The organism is Paenibacillus sp. Mc5Re-14, assembly GCF_001049835.1.
In the GTDB taxonomy this organism is placed as follows: Bacteria; Bacillota; Bacilli; order Paenibacillales; family Paenibacillaceae; genus Paenibacillus; species Paenibacillus polymyxa_C.
The window spans coordinates 3,727,502-3,743,640 of record NZ_CVPD01000001.1; the positions used below are offsets into that span (position 1 = coordinate 3,727,502).

Below are 16,139 nucleotides of genomic sequence, written 5' to 3' on the forward strand. Positions count from 1 at the left end.
GCATGCGTAAGAGTACGGAGAAGCTTATGAAGGTAACGATTTTGTGTTCCGGTTTCGGATTGGGCTTTTATACCCCTGGCTTGCTGCTGCAAGCGGGTCTTCGCAGGCTGGGCATGGATACGGCGATCCATGTATTTGAAAATGTACTGCCGGAATCGGCCCGACTCAAGGTCGACAAAAGCCGGAAAGCTTACCATGACAATTTTGCAGTGGCCTTAATGTCGCAGAAGGTTCCGCAGGATATGCGTAATTCACTGGACCCCGCAGCGATGGAAGTACTGCTGAACCAATGGATAGAGGAGGATCGGCGGTATTTTATATGCTTATCCGGTCATTGGATGTATGTACTGGAGGAGTATCGCAAGCGCAGAGAGTCGGAGTCGGTGCATGTGGACATTGTGTATATGGATTCGACACCTTCTCCTTCCTGGAAAAATCTAGCCAAGCATAACCCGCATTTTGCTGATGGCTGTGGAGAAACGACCCTGTTTGAAAATGATAAAAATAGAGTCAGCCACTATATTGATATCCCGGCAGTGGAGCATATCCCTTTTGAAGCACGGCAAGCCCGTTTATTCGTACATGGCGGCGGTTGGGGGATGGGCACCTACCGTGAGAAGGTTGGACGGTTAGAAGAAGCGGGCTGGGAACTGGATCTGTTGTTGTATGATCAGGATCAACCAGATGAAGAGCGGGACAGTATACACTATTTTCGGATGGACCCGCAGTGGAGAACATGGCAGCGAAATGAAGCCGGGGAGCATACATTTCCACCTTTCGGAGAGGTGAAAATAGGTGATGAAACGGTGTATCAGGTCGGACCGGATTACCATTGCATGCTGGACCGAGCATGTCATGCCCAGGCCATTGTCAGCAAGCCCGGTGGCGGCAGCCTGACCGATTCGTTCGCTACAGCTACTCCGCTGATTATGCTGGAGCCGTTTGGCGTGCATGAGAAGCATAATGCGGATCTATGGGAACGTCTGGGGTTAGGCATGCGCTACGAGACATGGATAGAAACCTATGGCGGCAGTGCCCAAATCCTGGAGGAAATGCATCGGAGAATCGTAGAGCTGCGCAGTCGGACGCCACGTTATATAGAATCCTATATGAAGAGCATTCAAGTGCCATCAGGAATGGAGCAGGGATCATGAACGCTGCCGCGGCTGCGCAAGAACCTGCGATGCAAGATATTCGCTTCGGGATCATTGGTTGTTCTGCCATTGCCCCTCGTGCGTTGCTGGAACCGATCCGACATGTTGCAGGAGCACGCGTGACCGCGCTTGCGAATCGTACGGTTGCCAAGGCCCAAGAAATGGCAGAACGTTATGAAGTCAATGTCGTTTATGGTCATGCTGAGGATATGCTTAAAGACCCGGACATCGACGCTGTATATATTGCGCTCAGCAACGATTTACATGCTGAGTGGATCGGCAGAGCCTTACAAGCTCACAAGCACGTGCTGGTGGAAAAACCGTTATGCCTGAATACAGCTGATCTGGCTCCCTTGGCGGCTATCGTCGAACAGAGCAACGCTTATCTGCTGGAGGGAGTCATGGTGCAGCATCACCCTTGGCAGCGTGAACTGCGAAGAATCATAGAATCAGGTCGTTATGGTCGCTTATGCTCCATAGAAACGAGTCTATGCATTCCGGCAAAAGAAGGGCATGCGGACAATTACCGATCCAGTCCGGAGCAGGGTGGGGGATGCTTTTGGGATTTGGGTGTGTACTGGCTCCAGTTTCTTCAGGCCGTTGTTGGATTGGAGCAGGCGGAATTCCACAGTCAATCGGATTTCGCTGGCCCTCATGGTTGTGACTGGACATTTCATGCGCAAGCCCGTTACCCGAGCGGACTAGAGGCATCTGCCCTCTTCTCATTTGAGCGTCCTTATCGCTGTGCTCATGTACTGACCTTTGATTCGGCAGTAGTCACCTTAAAGGATTGCTTTCGAGCGAATTTGGGTTTCTATAAAATGACACTCAAGACGGAAATAAAGAAGGATATCGCGTTGAATATATCGGATGTGGAAGCACGGTCTGCGTTATCACAGTCATCCTTGCCTACTAAAACAGTTTTTGAGCCTATGAACTATTATGTCAATCAGTTGGATGCCTTCTGCAGCATCATCCGGGGTGAAACGGAGCCTATTCCATTTCATGAGGCTGCTGAACGCGTCAGACTGCTGGCAGCTATTCATAAAGCAGCGCGCTCAGGCGAGGCGATCTATGCAGTATAAGTATGGTCGTGGTTTTCAATCGGTGAGATTTGAATAATGCAAAATACGGAATATCCAAGCAAAGAGAGGAGGGGATTCAGCAGATGGATCAAAAGGACGAAGTTTTACTGGAGCGATTCGGCGAGCATCCGACACCCTTTTATTATTATGATGGAGACGCACTGCATGCTCACGTCAGCTCGTTGCTGGCCCGGCTACACCCGGCCGTGCGTGTACATTACGCGCTCAAGGCTAATGGTAACGTGGCCTTGGCTGGGTTGCTGCGCTCGTTAGGTTGCGGTGTCGAGATTGCTTCGGCTGGAGAAATGTTCGTCGCCATGGAGGCCGGGTATGCTGCGGAGGACGTACTGTACGCTGGACCGGGGAAAACAATAGCTGAGCTGCGTGAGGCGATAACCTGTGGGATCGGCTGCATTCATGTCGAATCGGTGAGAGAGCTGCGTCTACTGGAGGACATTGCCGCCCAAACGGGCGTGTTTGTCAGGGCTGCGGTTCGAATCAATCCCGATAATGACCTGTCAGGCGCAACCATTAAAATGGGCGGTGCTCCGCGCCCTTTTGGAGTCGATGAAGGGCAGCTGGATCACTTTTTTAAGGTGCTGGAAGATTGCCCGCACGTATATTTTCAAGGCATTCAAGTATATACAGGTACGCAAATGCTGAAAGCGGATCAGATTTTAGCTTCATTTGCGAATACCTTGCAGTTGGCAGAACGGGTACAGGCTCAGTATGGCGTGGCGATGCATACGGTCAATTTGGGCGGCGGGTTTGGTGTACCTTATTTTGCCCATGAGCAGCCGCTCGATATGGATCACGTCATTGATGGACTTAATGCACTCGCTGAGCAGATCCGTTCCCGCATGCCGGGGGTTAGGCTGATCATCGAAAGCGGTAGGTATCTGGTCGCTCAATCAGGCATGTATGTCTGCCGGGCGTTGTATACCAAGGAATCCAAGGGAGAGAAGTTTGTCGTAGCTGATGGCGGCATGAACCACTACGTCGCAGCTACCTTTCGAGGACGCCGTTTAAGGGACAATTACCCTGTGCGAATTATGCGCAGACAATCAGCAGAGGTTTCTACGGAGCTGGAGACGGTAAGCATTGTTGGTCCGCTGTGTACACCCGAGGATTGTATAGTGAAAAAAGCGGAGCTGCCCCCGATTCACGAAGGCGATTATATTGCTTTTCCGAACGCAGGAGCTTATGGATTGAGCTACAGCCCATTATATTTTTTGGGACATGCTACTCCGGCAGAATTGCTCGATTATCGCGGGAAAGTGCATATCATTCGTGAACACGGTGATCGCACGGACCTTCTGCATCATCAGCGCATGATTGCGTTGCCTGAGGATGTAATGTAAGTATGTAAAAACGCCAAAATCATGGGAGTCGATATCAATCGAACTTGTGATTTGGCGTTTTTTACATTTTGAGTATTATAGTATCGATTTAACGTGATTTGGAACTGCGTATTTCCTGACGGACAAGCTGCCATACCATAAAGGTCAGCACAAGGGCTTGTGGGATAAATGTTTCCCAGGTTGGATACATTCCCAACCAGCTAATGGATGGAAGCGAGGACGCGGTGTGTCCCGGAAGCTTGCCAGCCACCTGAAGCGAATGAATACTTTCACCCAGAAAACGAAATACGAGATAGTAAATCAGTACAGTGGCGGTCAGGAAAAAGGCGCGAATTGGTAACCGTACACTGAACTTGATGATTGCAAATGCAAGAATGACCAGTATAACCGTTGCCGAGCCAATGCCGATCAGCAATTGCGAGGTTTCGATGGCTGGAGCCATACCGATATAAAAGATAGCTGTCTCGGCCCCTTCACGTAGAATCGCGAGCGCAGAAACCGCAAAGAGCGACCATAGGCTACCCCGTGCCAGCGCATTACCTACGCTGTTTTCCACAAAGCGGTTCCACGCAGCAGCATTGGATTTGCTATGCAGCCAGTTACCGACAGTTAGCATCAGCACAACAGCCACCAGCCCGGTGACACCTTCCAGCAGCTCACGCATGCTGCCCGATGCAGCAGCTGCCACCAGCGAGGTGAACAGCACCGCCAGTATTCCGCTTAGCACCAGTCCTGTACCAGCTCCTGCCCATATCCAGCGTCCAGCCACGGCTTCGCCGCTTTTTTTGGCATACGCCAGCAGAGCTGCGAGCACGAGAATGGCCTCCAGGCCCTCACGCAGCAAAATCAGTGCGGCATCCCATGCAGTATAAGAACGTTCTTCTGTCAACGGACGGAGCCTGTCCAGCATCTGATCAAGAGTCTGCAGGGCTTTATCCGTATTCGGTGGAGAAGACAGCAGATATCCGGAAGTCTCTGTCATTTGATTTTCAATTGCAGTGTAAGACGCCGGATCGGAAATTTGTACATGCCCTTCAACGGAAGGCCATAGAGCGATAAACTGCCCTACCTTGTCTGCGGCCTGCTCTGGCTGACTAGCTACAACATCTTGGCGTGCGGATTCGAGCAGGGTGACTGCATCGCCGAGGGAAGCTGTTGAACCATTCGCCGCTCCGGCAGCGGCATTGCCTGCATCTGCTCCTTGATCTGTGTTCTTAAGTTTGCCCTGACTATAATCAGACAGCAGTGTCGTTAACTCCTGCATTTCCTTGAGAGCCTGTGCTTGACGTATGGGCTCTGCTTGCATAGAGATGCGGATGAGGCTGATTTTCGTTTCAAGCGAACTGTATACTGAAAAATGATCCAGTCGAATCGGTGTCTCCACCTGATACCATGCTTTAACGATTCGGTCGTAATCCACCCGCGCAGCAGCCCAATCGCCTTTTTGCATGGCAGCCAGACTGCCCTTCGCCATAGGAAGCAGCTTTTCCGCTGCTTTGGCTCCGGCTGGAGCCGGTTTATCTCCTTCGGCAGCAGTCACGAACTCATTGACCGAGCGCGCCAGCACGGATAACGCAGCTTTCGCTGAATCCCCGCCGCCATGGGAAAGAGCCTCTTCCGCATCGGTCAGAGCTTGATCTACGGCGGCGATATGGGCTGAATCCCCGCCATTTGCTTTGGCGGCTTCCCACAAACCACGGAATTCCTTTAGGTCCTTGGAGGCTTCCGTCCATTGGTCTTGTCCCGCCTCCACCAGTGCTCCGCCGACCACAGGCATTAGCTGATCATTAGAGACAGCTTTAGCATTTGACTGTGCGAAAGCGGCCGACCCGGAGCCGGATATGAAGGGAGTTACTGTCAGCAGCAGAGCTGCTACCAGTACAAACATCCACCCCAAGCTTTTATTGCGCCGATTCATATAAATCCCCTTCCTTGCCTGCTGCTAAAATAACGTATCCCCGATATATCCGCCTTGCGATACACCTGGGAAGCAGGCGAACACCGCACTGCCTTTGTGAACAATATATTCGTTCAGCTTGTCATTGCGTGCAAGCTTCTCCTGAATGTGGACGAACTGCTTGAACAGATCACGCTGGTAGCTGATGAACAGCAGTCCGGCATCGAGCTGTCCTGTTTGCTTGTCTAATCCGCTTGAATAGGAATAAGACCTCCGCAAAATATTAATACTCCCGTTCCCATGAGCCAATGCCACATGAGAGGTAGGGGGCGTAAGCGGCTTGCCTTCCGGACTTGTAGCCGCCAGATCCAGCTTGTCAAACTCTTTGCTTTTGCCCAGTGGGGCACCGCTGCTGCGATGGCGTCCAAAGGTATCCTCCTGGTCACCTAATGTTGAACGATCCCATACCTCTACCCGCATACGAATACGGCGTACAGCCATATAGCTACCGTTGCCCATCCATGCCGGTCCGTCATTGGTCTGTGTCCACACCAACCGGTTCATTTCGTCTGCCTTGGACGTGTCCGGGTTTCCCGTGCCGTCCTTGAAGCCAAGCAAATTGCGCGGGGTGCTTCCCGCAGGATCAGCTTGTGCCGTCCGCTGGAAGCCTTCCTGCGTCCAACGAAGTACCGCTGTTCCTCTGGCGATACGCGCCAAATTACGCAGGGCATGGAAAGCTACCTGCAAGTCATTGGCACATACCTGTACTCCGATATCACCGCCGCACCATTGCTCATCCAGGGCGTCACCTTGAAAACGAGGCAGCTCACGGAACCCGGCAGGCTTGAGACTTGCCAGGCCGTACCGTCCATCAAAAAAGGATGGACCCACACCAAAGGTGATCGTCGTCCGGGACGGAGACAATCCTGCTGCTTCGCCCGTATCGGAAGGAGGGAGGTTGAGATTTTCATTATCAGTGCCAAGCAGCACACCAGAAGTCATTGTAGCGCTTGCTTCCGTCCAGGCCTTGAAGAGATTTCGCACCTGTTCCTTGTCGCGAGTCGTTAGATCGAAAGCAGCGAAACAGATAAAATCTTGTGCTGGAGTTACAATACCCGCCTGATGTTTGCCGTAAAAAGGAACCACATCCTTGGTATCTGCCTCCGTCATCATGCTTTCGAGGCGTTGACTGGCTGACAGCACAGCGCCCACGCTACCGCCACCAAGCAGTAGACCTAATCCACCTACCCCAGCCAGCTTCAATAGATCACGACGTGATACGGATTTACTTTTTCCTGATCGCTCATCATCCGCGGACTGAGTATCCTTTTCTGTCAGATCAGACACTTCATTACGGGATTCCGCATACTGCGGCTTTTCTTGTCCTTTTTGCCGCTTAAAGCCTTTCATATCATTACACTCCTAACAATTTCCCCATTTGGGACAACGGTTCTGCCAAAGCATCGAGGTTCTGGCTCAGTTTTTTAATTTCTTCCGGTTTCAGTTTGGTATACGATACATAGCCTTCGCCGTCTTTGAAAGGAGCCAGCTCCTGCTGTAAGGCTGTAAAGCGCTCACCAATTTGTTTTTCCAACGTCGCGTCTTTTTGGTTCAGATCTGTTTTCAAAATGTCATAAATCTTTTGAGCACCTTCTACATTGGCCGCAAAGTCGTACAAGTCTGTATGAGAATAACGTTCCTCTTCACCCGTTACCTTTGAGGTAGATACTTCATTCAGCAACTCGACTGCACCTGTTACCATCAAGCTGGCATCAATGTTAACTGTTTCTACTTTGGCACGCAGCAGCTTGGCATCACTCAGCAGGCGGTCGGAATACTCGTTCAACCCTTTGGTGGTGTTTTCTTCCCATAATGTTTTCTCAATACGGTGAAAACCGCGCCAATCCGCTGCCTCCACATCACCGTCACGAGCGTCAATATTCGGATCCAGATCGCCTAGTGCTTCCGCAATCGGTTCAATTCGTTCATAGTACATACGTGCTGGAGCATACAAAGCCTTGGCTTTGTCCAGCTCGCCAGCTTTGACTGCGTTCGTGAATTCTTCTGTCTTTTTCACAAACGTATCGCACTGCTCAGTTGCATAGGTACGATAAGCCGCAACCGCTTGATCAAAATTGGGAGCAGTCGCCGCAGGAGTCGTGGTCTGTGTTGTTGCTCCTGTATCTTTGGGTGTTGCGACGGGCTGCTGATCCGCAGTTCCGGCTTGTCCGCAACCTGCAAACAGAATAGAAGAGACCAGCACTCCGGCCGGCACGGCATAACGTAGTTTCATAATCAATGAACACCCTTTCTGGCCAAACTGGCCCTGAACCATAGTCTATAGCGCGATCTCTATATCGAATTATCATTTTTTGATAATGATTATCAGTCGCATTTTTTCTTATCATAAGGCTGCCCTATATGCCTGTCAATACATATTTTAGACACAAAGTCCAACTCGTCATTAAAGCTGCAAGTAAGGTGCCTATGCCCATTTTTATCCGCACATTGAACCATACCTGAGCACATGACATAAAATGTGTTGACTGTATCCCTTAACCTTGTTACACCACACAAAACCCGAGCAAGGAGGGGTGAAATTGACGAAGGGTAACGACCAGAAAAACAAGTTTTTGTTAACTCACCGTGAACGTGAAGTATTTGAACTGCTCGTGCAGGACAAAACGACGCGTGACATCGCCGGACAACTATTTATTAGTGAGAAGACGGTGCGTAACCATATTTCCAACGTAATGCAGAAACTGAACGTAAAAGGTCGTTCACAGGCGGTCGTAGAATTAATCAGGCTTGGCGAATTAAAAATCTGACCTCTCGTTCCTTGCGGGGTACAAAGTCTTCTCAATGATCCTTCAACAATGAAGGATGGTCGGGAAGGCTTTTGTTTTGTGATAAGTTAGCTGACACAATATATCTAAACTAGCAAAGGTGAATATATAACGAAAAAAACGATTAAACCGCTGAAATATATGGGAATTTGTGTGTAAGTGGTGTACTATATAGATAAGGAAGAAAATACCATGTGTTTGCCAATAAATTATATGAATAATTGAGGTGGAAAGCTGTACCACAAAGTTATATTTAGATAGAAATGCATCTAGTGATAGTCTAAGGATATAAATCCCTACAAAAGCAGTACTCAGCATGGCGACAGGATGGAAGATGAATCAGGTTTTTGCCTAGAGCTACCTGTGGTATATTCTTGATCGGAGGTGAACAATAAGACACATGACACCCAACCAACACTTGATGACTTATACGCTGAACAGCGGTATAAAGGGGACTGTCGACCTGACCAGTAAACAGGTGCAGGAATGGATTAAAGCATATCGAATTGGCAGCAAATTTGTAACGGTTGTGGGCAAACAATATTTTGGTTTAAACCCTGAGTTGGTAGCAGATTTCAAGGTACATAATGAATACTCGGAGCAGAGAGAGCACATATCCATGATACAGCCTGTAATGGAACACAAAGCTGTAGATCTGGACCCACTGGTAGAAGCGTATAGTCAGTATAAAACATTAATTCAGGTAGAATGTAAATGTGGTGCTTCCTATTTAGAAGAATCACCTCATAAGAGAACCAAGTGGTCATGCAAGGAATGCAACAATATTGTGTTCCTGGATCGTAAAAAGGGCATGGTGGATACGAATACAGGCAAGGCCTGGTACATGACCAACAAATACTATGTAGAAAGACAAAGCAACTGACGGATTGTCAGTTGCTTTTCTAACAGACTCGCACGTGTCTTTGGTGCATTTCACGATATATTAAATCCATACCTGGAAATTCTACTATATCTTTTGCCAAATAATAAAATTGATGTTTTGTACGCTTTGTAGTACATTATCAAGTGTATTATAAGGAGGCTTCTCATGTACGGACATAGACAAGATGATACTTTATACATCATGACTTACACATTAAATAGTGGTATCAAGGGCACGGTGCCTTTGTCTAATCAACAGATACAGGAATGGCTTGAGTGTTACAGAATCGGCAAGAAATTTGTAACCGAGATTGGCAAAGAGTACTTTGGACTGCATGCGGAACTGGTGGCTGACTTTAAAGTGCACAATCAGTATTCAAGCTATCAGGAGGTCATTATCCCGATTCAACAGCCGGATACTGGCTTAAGAGAGCTGTCTCAAGCTTACAAATCAACAGAAACCTTAATTAAAGTAGATTGCAAATGTGGTACATCGTATGTAACAGAATCCCCCTTTAAGCGGACCAAGTGGTACTGTACCAAATGCCGGGAGATTGTTTTTCTCGACAACAAAAAGGGAATGGTTGATACTTCCAGAGGCAAGGCTCATTATATGACCAATAAGTATTTTGTGGAACGGGAAACAACTGGCGTATAAGCCGGTTGTTTTTTTGTTCAAAGCCGATTGCGCTATAGTGAACAAGGGGAAAGATAAACCTTATAATAAATGATAGTCAGGTGGTGAACGTCATCCGGGAAAATCATACGAATGGTGCAAGAAATCGCGTGAGCACGAACCATGTGTACATAAACGAAACGCTTCATTTGGAACAAATCATAAGTGACCTGCGTGTGATGGGCTATGTGGCTTTTCATCATCATCCACATATTGTAGGTGAGCCTCTTGAGCTGGAGAAGTTAAAAAGGCAATTACTGTCATTTTTTCAAGAGCATCATGTATTGTGGCTTGAGCTTGATCCGCTAACGCAATATGTGGTAGTCAATAACATGGGAAAGGCCACGGTGCTGAAACTCATGGGTCGAAAAATAAACCCGCTCCGTGATCAGAGAGCGAACGCTGCTTTGGCGGGACAGTCGCTGCATGAGTTGGATCGGGAGATAGAACGGTTAAATCGGCTGGTTCACCTGTTGCGCTACACTCGTTTTTCTTAAGCGACAGCATTAACGAAAAAAAGCATTCACGAAGCATGTATAATCACATGCCGTGAATGCTTTTTAGTATGTTATTTTTTACCGCATAAGATGAGCAAATCTGCTGTGACATACGGTAAATCTATTGCCTGCATTCGCTGCCAGTCTGCTTCCGTAGCTCTCCACGATAAGGGAGTCATATGGAGCAAAGGCTCCACGAGGTCGGCATTTAGCATAAAGCGATAGGTTACTCGTTCGGCGGATAGAAGATTAAATTGATCTTTAAATCGGCTTACTATATTGTCATTTGAATAAGCTGGCTTTTTCTGTTCATACAAGCATCTCAATTCCTGAAGGTAATATTGTTCGGGAATGACCTTTAGGATGCAGCCATCCTCCGAAAGAATCCTTTTAAATTCAGCATAATTAGAAGGGGACAGAATATTGAGTATACTGTCAAATTGTTGATTTGCAAATGGGCAATGAGCCAGATCGGCAACACACCAAAGAGTATGAGGATATGCTTTGGCTGCGGCCACAATACCTTCTTTAGACAAATCCATACCTACGCTTGTAAGCTCGGTGATTCCCTTCCCGATAAGCTTGTCCTGAATGTGGGTTGAATGGGAGCCTTCCCCGCAACCTGCATCCAGCAAGTACAGATGTGATTTTTGATCGAACAGTGGCTTCATCAACTTCATCATCGTGCAGCTTATGGCTTCATTTAAAGGATCGAAAAATCCGTTATTGCACATCATTCTTCTGGAGTTAAATAGTTGTTTATCATACTTGGTTTTATGGGATCGGGCGGATAAATGTAAATACCCGTGTTTTGAAAGATCATAGCAATGCTGATTCGTACATAGGAGGCTTTTGCCTTCCACCATACACATGGGTTGAGAGCATACAGGACAACTAAAAAGATGTTGATGCTTCCCGATCAGGCTGGCCTTCATCTCGTGTTTATTCCATTTGGACATAGAAAAGCACCTCGTTCATTCGTATTGGGTGAATGAAAAAAGGCACAGCCAAATAAACCCAACCCATCCTCGAAAAAAATGGTTGAGTTTTCATGAACTGTACCTCACATTACCGTAAACGAATGAACTGAATAATCATATTGTGCAGCGCTCCTCTAAAAAAAAATAGAAAGGGCTTTCGCCCTCTCTATTGTAACTTAGCTATTAGAAGTTGTCATATGCTTACACAGATTTCAAAAACTCCACAATCGTCAGCATACCCTTATCGAAATTCTCCAAATTAAAATGCTCGTTTGGTGCATGCAGGTTTTCATCGGGCAAGCCGAAGCCCATCAATACAACTGGAGCACTCAGTACACGGGAGAAGGTTTCCACGATCGGAATGGAGCCTCCATCCTTGGTAAATAGGGCACGTACACCGTATACCTTCTCAAAGGCATCCGCTGCTGCTTGTAAAAACGCATGTGACGGGTCGATGTTAAAGGCGTTCGCTTTCTCACCTTGTTGAATATCCAGGGTAGCTCCTGTCTGAACGAGGGCGCGTAAATGGCGCTCGATTTTGTCCAGAATATCTTGTGGATTCTGGTTAGCTACCAGGCGACAGGTGATCTTAGCATGAGCTTCCTTCGGAATGACGGTTTTTGTACCTTCACCCTGGAAGCCGCCATATACGCCGTTCAGCTCCAGTGTAGGACGAGCCCCAACACGCTCGACGAAGCTGAATCCTTCTTCGCCATAGAGGGAATCAAGTGCAAGATCTTGTTGCAGTTTGCTCTCATTGAAGCCTTGCTTCACGAATTCTTCTTTCATGTCTGCCGATAATGGAGCAACATCGTCGTAGAATCCTTCGACGCTAACGCGGCCTTTATCGTCATGCAGGGTTGCCAGCAGGGACACCAGAGCATGCAGGGCATTCGGCACACCGCCACCGAAGGAGCCGGAATGCAGATCCGTGTTCGCCGTGTGAATGGCGACTTCCAGTGAGCATAGTCCACGCAAACCTGTGCAAATCGCAGGCTTCCCTTTTTCGATCAGAGAGGTGTCAGACACCAGTACAGCATCGGCTGCCAGGCGTTCAGCGCCAGTGTGCAAAAACTCAAGCAGGTTCGGACTGGACACTTCCTCCTCGCCTTCAATGCAGAATTTGATGTTCAGCGGCAATTTGCCTTCCTGCTTCAAAATGGCCTCAACCGCCTTAATGTGCAAGAAAACTTGCCCCTTATCGTCTGTCGCTCCGCGCGCATACAATTTTCCATCGCGAATAGATGGCTCAAACGGTGGCGTTTCCCACAGGTGAAGCGGGTCTACAGGTTGTACATCATAGTGTCCATACACGAGGATGGTTGGCTTGCCAGGTGCATGCAAATGGTCGGCGTACACCAGCGGGTGGCCTTTGGTCGGAATAATTTCAACGTTTTCCAAGCCTGCAGCAGTCAGTTTGGCTGCTAGCCATTCGGCTGCTTGGTTAATGTCTTTTTTGTGCTCCGATAATGCGGAGATACTGGGAATGGATAGCCATTCCTGTAGTTCGCCCAGTTGTTGTTCTCTGGCTTTTTCAAAATATTCAGTATAACTCATAAACTATGTATCCTCCTTTTAAATGTAAATTGTGTTTATATTGCGCTATCCTCCGAACCGAGGTCGTGGACGATATGTCTAGTTTACTACGTTTTATGCTGAACGAAAAATAGGGAGATAAAAAAACGATTCTGCCCGGGTCTGTACAGACCTGAGTAGAATCGTCTTTCATCATGAATAGGATGTACTTATGCCCGGATGTCCAGTTGACCCCCAAGATGTGGTTGTACGCTTTTTTCCATCATCTGTACCAAAGCTTGTCCTTGTTCACTACCCTGATCCTTAGCCATACCCAATACCTTCACACTTACGGCTTGAGCCAAGCTGGCCTGACTCATACCTGTGGATAATGCTGCGATATCCATGTCCCATCCTCCTTCATTTTGATAATTCGCTTTCTCTGTATTTATCGGTAGGAATGGTTATTTTGTTTCATCCAATTGGAATTGTGTCAGCAAATCTTGAAGCTGCTCTGCCAGACGGGTCAAATCTGCGGCAGACGAGCCGATCTCTTCCATGGAGGCGAGCTGTTCCTCTGCGGCTGCGGACACAGTCTCTGTATGAGAGGCTGCTTCTTCAGCGATGCGTGTAATTTCCTCCATGCTGCTAACGACTGCATTCGTTCCATTAGCAACTCCGGCGGTAGAAGCGGCCACGTTATCGAGCTGCTTCGCTGATTTGGCTACCGCTCTACGGATGCGCGAGAAGGAGCGACCGGATAGATCAATGGAATTGATGCCTTCAGTTACACGTTCCTTGGCAGATTCCATAGCGATTAGAGCTTCAGATACACCGCTCTGTATCCCTTGAATCTGTTCGCGAATTTGCTGTGCGGAATAAGCTGAGTTTTCAGCCAGCTTGCGAACCTCTGTTGCTACGACAGCAAAACCTTTGCCATGCTCTCCTGCGCGTGCTGCTTCAATAGAAGCGTTCAGTGCGAGCAGATTAGTCTGGCTAGCAATTTCCGTAATGACGGTGACAATCGTTCCGATTCGTCCGGACCGGTCACTCAAAGCGCTGATAATCGTATCGAGCTCTTCCACGGTAGTGCGAATACCATCGATGGAGATGACACTATTGCCGATATGCTCACTGCCTGCATCCGACGCCTGAATAGCTTGTGCGGAATAAGTGGTCATTTCTGCCATGGTGTCGGTCATAGCTGTAATGTCAGCAGACATGCCGCTAACTCGTTCCTGATTATCTTTAGCACTGTCCACCTGACGTTCGCTGCCGGCAGCGACATCCTGAATGGCTATGGTCACATGCTCTATGGCACGGGTCGTTTGTTCTGCACCTGCGGCAAGCTCTTGCGAGGATGCTGACAAATTGCCTGTCATTGCCTGAATTTCTCTAATCATGTTACGCAGATTATCCACCATTTGCTGGAAGTATCTCGATAGTTCACCAATTTCATCTGTGCTGTTCGTAGCCACGTTAATCGATAGATTACCTTGGCTGATGGCATCCATAGAGTTACGCAATCTATGGATAGGTTTAAGGATGCTGCTGATTAGCCACATTGCGAGCACACCAATGATGATGGCTGCAATGACCAACACTACGATTGTCGTGAGAAGAATCGGTTGGGCGGAGGCGCGGGTTTCTGATTTGTCCATCGTTCCGGCAATTTTCCAGCCTGTCAGCTCATTGGTCTTGAAGATCAGATGTTTAGCTACGCCAGCATCATTGTGATCGAAGCTGCCTTCCTTGGAGGCAAACAATTCAGGCGTTTTTTCTCCCATTTCGGTACTCCCACTGACTTCTGTCGGGTGGGTAACGATACGTTTGGTACTATCAAATATCACAATATATCCATTTTGTCCGATTCTTAGCTTTGTGATTTCTTTTAAATTATTCAAATTCAGAGAAAGACCGAGAACACCGCTGTTGTCGGGAAGTGTACGTGAAATGTACACAACGGGGACCTTGGCCGTATTGAGCCCGACAGGGCTGATTACGGTTTGACCGGGTTTCTCCATGGCCTGTTTATACCACGGACGCTCTCGAGGATCGTTTGTGGAGCCTACGGCTTTGCCAATGATAAGTTTACCTTCGGGAGTTCCTACAAACATATCAACAACTTCCGTATGCATTTTCAAATACACTTGTAATCTTTTTAGAATGGCATCATCTGCCTCAGCGCTGTCATCACTAGCCGTCAACGTTGTAGAGTAATATTCCAGATCGGCGAGTTTGGCTTGAATCGTTTGAGTAACTGCACGATCAGATGCGGTAACGCTAGATGTCGCACTGTCCTGTAATTGGCGATCAGTCTGGTTATATGCTGCCTGATAAGAGAAAGAGCCCACAATAATACTAGGAACAAGCATGACCAGCAGGAATGCTGCTGTCAATTTCTTGCGTAGTGTTAATGTTTTCAGTCGTTTCAGTTGTTTCATCAAACCCCTGCTTTCTATCTATATATTCATTTCAAAAGCTTACACCATATGTATTTACTATCGGTTTTTTCGAGCTGAATTGATAGATTTATTGCTAATTTGTCCAATACGTCTAAGAAATTGCTTGCATAGCATGGAGTATCTTGCAATTGGAGGGATAAGATATGGGTTTTTTTCTAGATATGAGAAGCTCCACCAATTCATCAAAAACAGGGGAGGGTCCCGATATTCAATTGGGTCCTGTACCAGAGCGATTCGGTATGATTACGCTGCGAACCTTTCTTGTGCCGAATCCGATTGTGTCTTTTAGTGGTTCGATTGGTCTGATCGGTGAGCTTGGTGATACGTATGCGGTTGAAATCGTGCGTGGAGCCGACTATGATCCGAGCGAGGTAGTCTACCGCGCCGAGGGGGTGCTGGGCGTGACAGGATCAAATGAAACGCAAGCTTTTAATGCACAGGATTTGTCCGCTCCTTGGGCAATACAGACGGTATATTCTTCTTATATTTCGGGTGTATCGACCACTGTTCGTAATGGTCCTGAGGTATTAACGGGCATCGCTTCAACTCCGTTTTTGTAAAATATATCAGACAAGTATTCCCTGGTTCAGGCTTGCTACCTATTCATGGTTTTCCTGGGATTAGGCGGCTGCGCTTCAAGCCTACCAGCCACAGCCTGGGGCAGATATTTGCCGCAGGCTGTAGCTATGATCTTTAACCACAACACTCAGAACACAAATGATCTGAGTGTTGTGATTTCTCTCGAAGTGTATTCTATAAAGTTTGATTGTGTTTCCCGGCT

General features: G+C 47.8%; 15 protein-coding genes. 8 read left to right on the forward strand and 7 right to left on the reverse strand.

The window, feature by feature from the left end; genetic code table 11:
• Positions 1 to 2: 2 nt before the first annotated feature.
• From BN1546_RS16955 to BN1546_RS16965, 3 genes are all read left to right on the forward strand, one after another.
• Complete coding sequence (locus BN1546_RS16955) at positions 3 to 1,154, forward strand: UDP-glucuronosyltransferase (RefSeq protein WP_090738390.1); 1,152 nt, start codon at positions 3 to 5, stop codon at positions 1,152 to 1,154.
• Positions 1,151 to 2,239, forward strand: a complete 1,089-nt coding sequence (locus BN1546_RS16960) for a Gfo/Idh/MocA family protein (RefSeq protein ID WP_090738391.1) — start codon at positions 1,151 to 1,153, stop codon at positions 2,237 to 2,239. Before BN1546_RS16955 ends, BN1546_RS16960 begins: the two co-directional genes overlap by 4 nt.
• An 83-nt stretch (positions 2,240 to 2,322) precedes the next feature.
• On the forward strand, positions 2,323 to 3,600 hold the full coding sequence (locus BN1546_RS16965; protein ID WP_090738392.1) for a type III PLP-dependent enzyme: 1,278 nt from the start codon (positions 2,323 to 2,325) through the stop codon (positions 3,598 to 3,600).
• A gap of 88 nt (positions 3,601 to 3,688) precedes the next feature.
• Here the strand turns inward: BN1546_RS16965 and BN1546_RS16970 are convergent, their stop codons facing one another.
• The 3 genes from BN1546_RS16970 to efeO are packed head-to-tail and all read right to left on the reverse strand — an operon-like array spanning position 3,689 to position 7,790.
• Positions 3,689 to 5,518 carry an FTR1 family iron permease gene (locus BN1546_RS16970; RefSeq protein WP_090738393.1) on the reverse strand — a complete coding sequence of 610 codons (1,830 nt, stop codon included), beginning with the start codon at positions 5,516 to 5,518 and terminating at the stop codon, positions 3,689 to 3,691.
• Positions 5,519 to 5,542: 24 nt separating this feature from the next.
• A complete protein-coding gene (gene efeB, locus BN1546_RS16975; protein ID WP_090738394.1) occupies positions 5,543 to 6,907 on the reverse strand; it encodes an iron uptake transporter deferrochelatase/peroxidase subunit in 1,365 nt (454 codons plus the stop codon).
• 4 nt (positions 6,908 to 6,911) lie between these two features.
• Positions 6,912 to 7,790: an iron uptake system protein EfeO gene (gene efeO / locus BN1546_RS16980; protein ID WP_090738395.1), complete on the reverse strand. Its 879-nt coding sequence runs from the start codon at positions 7,788 to 7,790 to the stop codon at positions 6,912 to 6,914.
• Between the two features lie 301 nt (positions 7,791 to 8,091).
• Here efeO and BN1546_RS16985 point away from each other — a divergent pair, with 301 nt between their 5' ends.
• The 4 genes from BN1546_RS16985 (at position 8,092) to BN1546_RS17000 (ending at position 10,398) form a co-directional block, all read left to right on the forward strand.
• On the forward strand, positions 8,092 to 8,325 hold the full coding sequence (locus tag BN1546_RS16985; RefSeq protein WP_026065448.1) for a helix-turn-helix domain-containing protein: 234 nt from the start codon (positions 8,092 to 8,094) through the stop codon (positions 8,323 to 8,325).
• Positions 8,326 to 8,743: 418 nt separating this feature from the next.
• The gene (locus tag BN1546_RS16990; protein ID WP_090738396.1) at positions 8,744 to 9,226 is read left to right on the forward strand and encodes a hypothetical protein; all 483 of its coding nucleotides are present in this window, start codon (positions 8,744 to 8,746) and stop codon (positions 9,224 to 9,226) included.
• A 165-nt stretch (positions 9,227 to 9,391) separates the two neighbouring features.
• The gene (locus BN1546_RS16995; protein WP_013372771.1) at positions 9,392 to 9,883 is read left to right on the forward strand and encodes a hypothetical protein; all 492 of its coding nucleotides are present in this window, start codon (positions 9,392 to 9,394) and stop codon (positions 9,881 to 9,883) included.
• An 80-nt stretch (positions 9,884 to 9,963) separates the two neighbouring features.
• Positions 9,964 to 10,398, forward strand: a complete 435-nt coding sequence (locus tag BN1546_RS17000; RefSeq protein WP_176702338.1) for a hypothetical protein — start codon at positions 9,964 to 9,966, stop codon at positions 10,396 to 10,398.
• Positions 10,399 to 10,469: 71 nt separating this feature from the next.
• Here BN1546_RS17000 and BN1546_RS17005 read toward each other — a convergent pair whose 3' ends face one another.
• From BN1546_RS17005 to BN1546_RS17020, 4 genes are all read right to left on the reverse strand, one after another.
• The gene (locus tag BN1546_RS17005; RefSeq protein ID WP_040103000.1) at positions 10,470 to 11,357 is read right to left on the reverse strand and encodes a putative RNA methyltransferase; all 888 of its coding nucleotides are present in this window, start codon (positions 11,355 to 11,357) and stop codon (positions 10,470 to 10,472) included.
• 222 nt (positions 11,358 to 11,579) lie between these two features.
• A complete protein-coding gene (locus BN1546_RS17010; protein WP_090738397.1) occupies positions 11,580 to 12,935 on the reverse strand; it encodes a dipeptidase in 1,356 nt (451 codons plus the stop codon).
• Positions 12,936 to 13,123: 188 nt separating this feature from the next.
• A complete protein-coding gene (locus tag BN1546_RS17015; protein ID WP_090738398.1) occupies positions 13,124 to 13,300 on the reverse strand; it encodes a YjfB family protein in 177 nt (58 codons plus the stop codon).
• Between the two features lie 57 nt (positions 13,301 to 13,357).
• Positions 13,358 to 15,337 carry a methyl-accepting chemotaxis protein gene (locus tag BN1546_RS17020; protein ID WP_013372766.1) on the reverse strand — a complete coding sequence of 660 codons (1,980 nt, stop codon included), beginning with the start codon at positions 15,335 to 15,337 and terminating at the stop codon, positions 13,358 to 13,360.
• Positions 15,338 to 15,501: 164 nt separating this feature from the next.
• Between BN1546_RS17020 and BN1546_RS17025 the strand changes: the two genes are divergently transcribed.
• Positions 15,502 to 15,918, forward strand: a complete 417-nt coding sequence (locus tag BN1546_RS17025) for a hypothetical protein (RefSeq protein ID WP_090738399.1) — start codon at positions 15,502 to 15,504, stop codon at positions 15,916 to 15,918.
• The last annotated feature ends 221 nt before the right edge of the window (positions 15,919 to 16,139 follow it).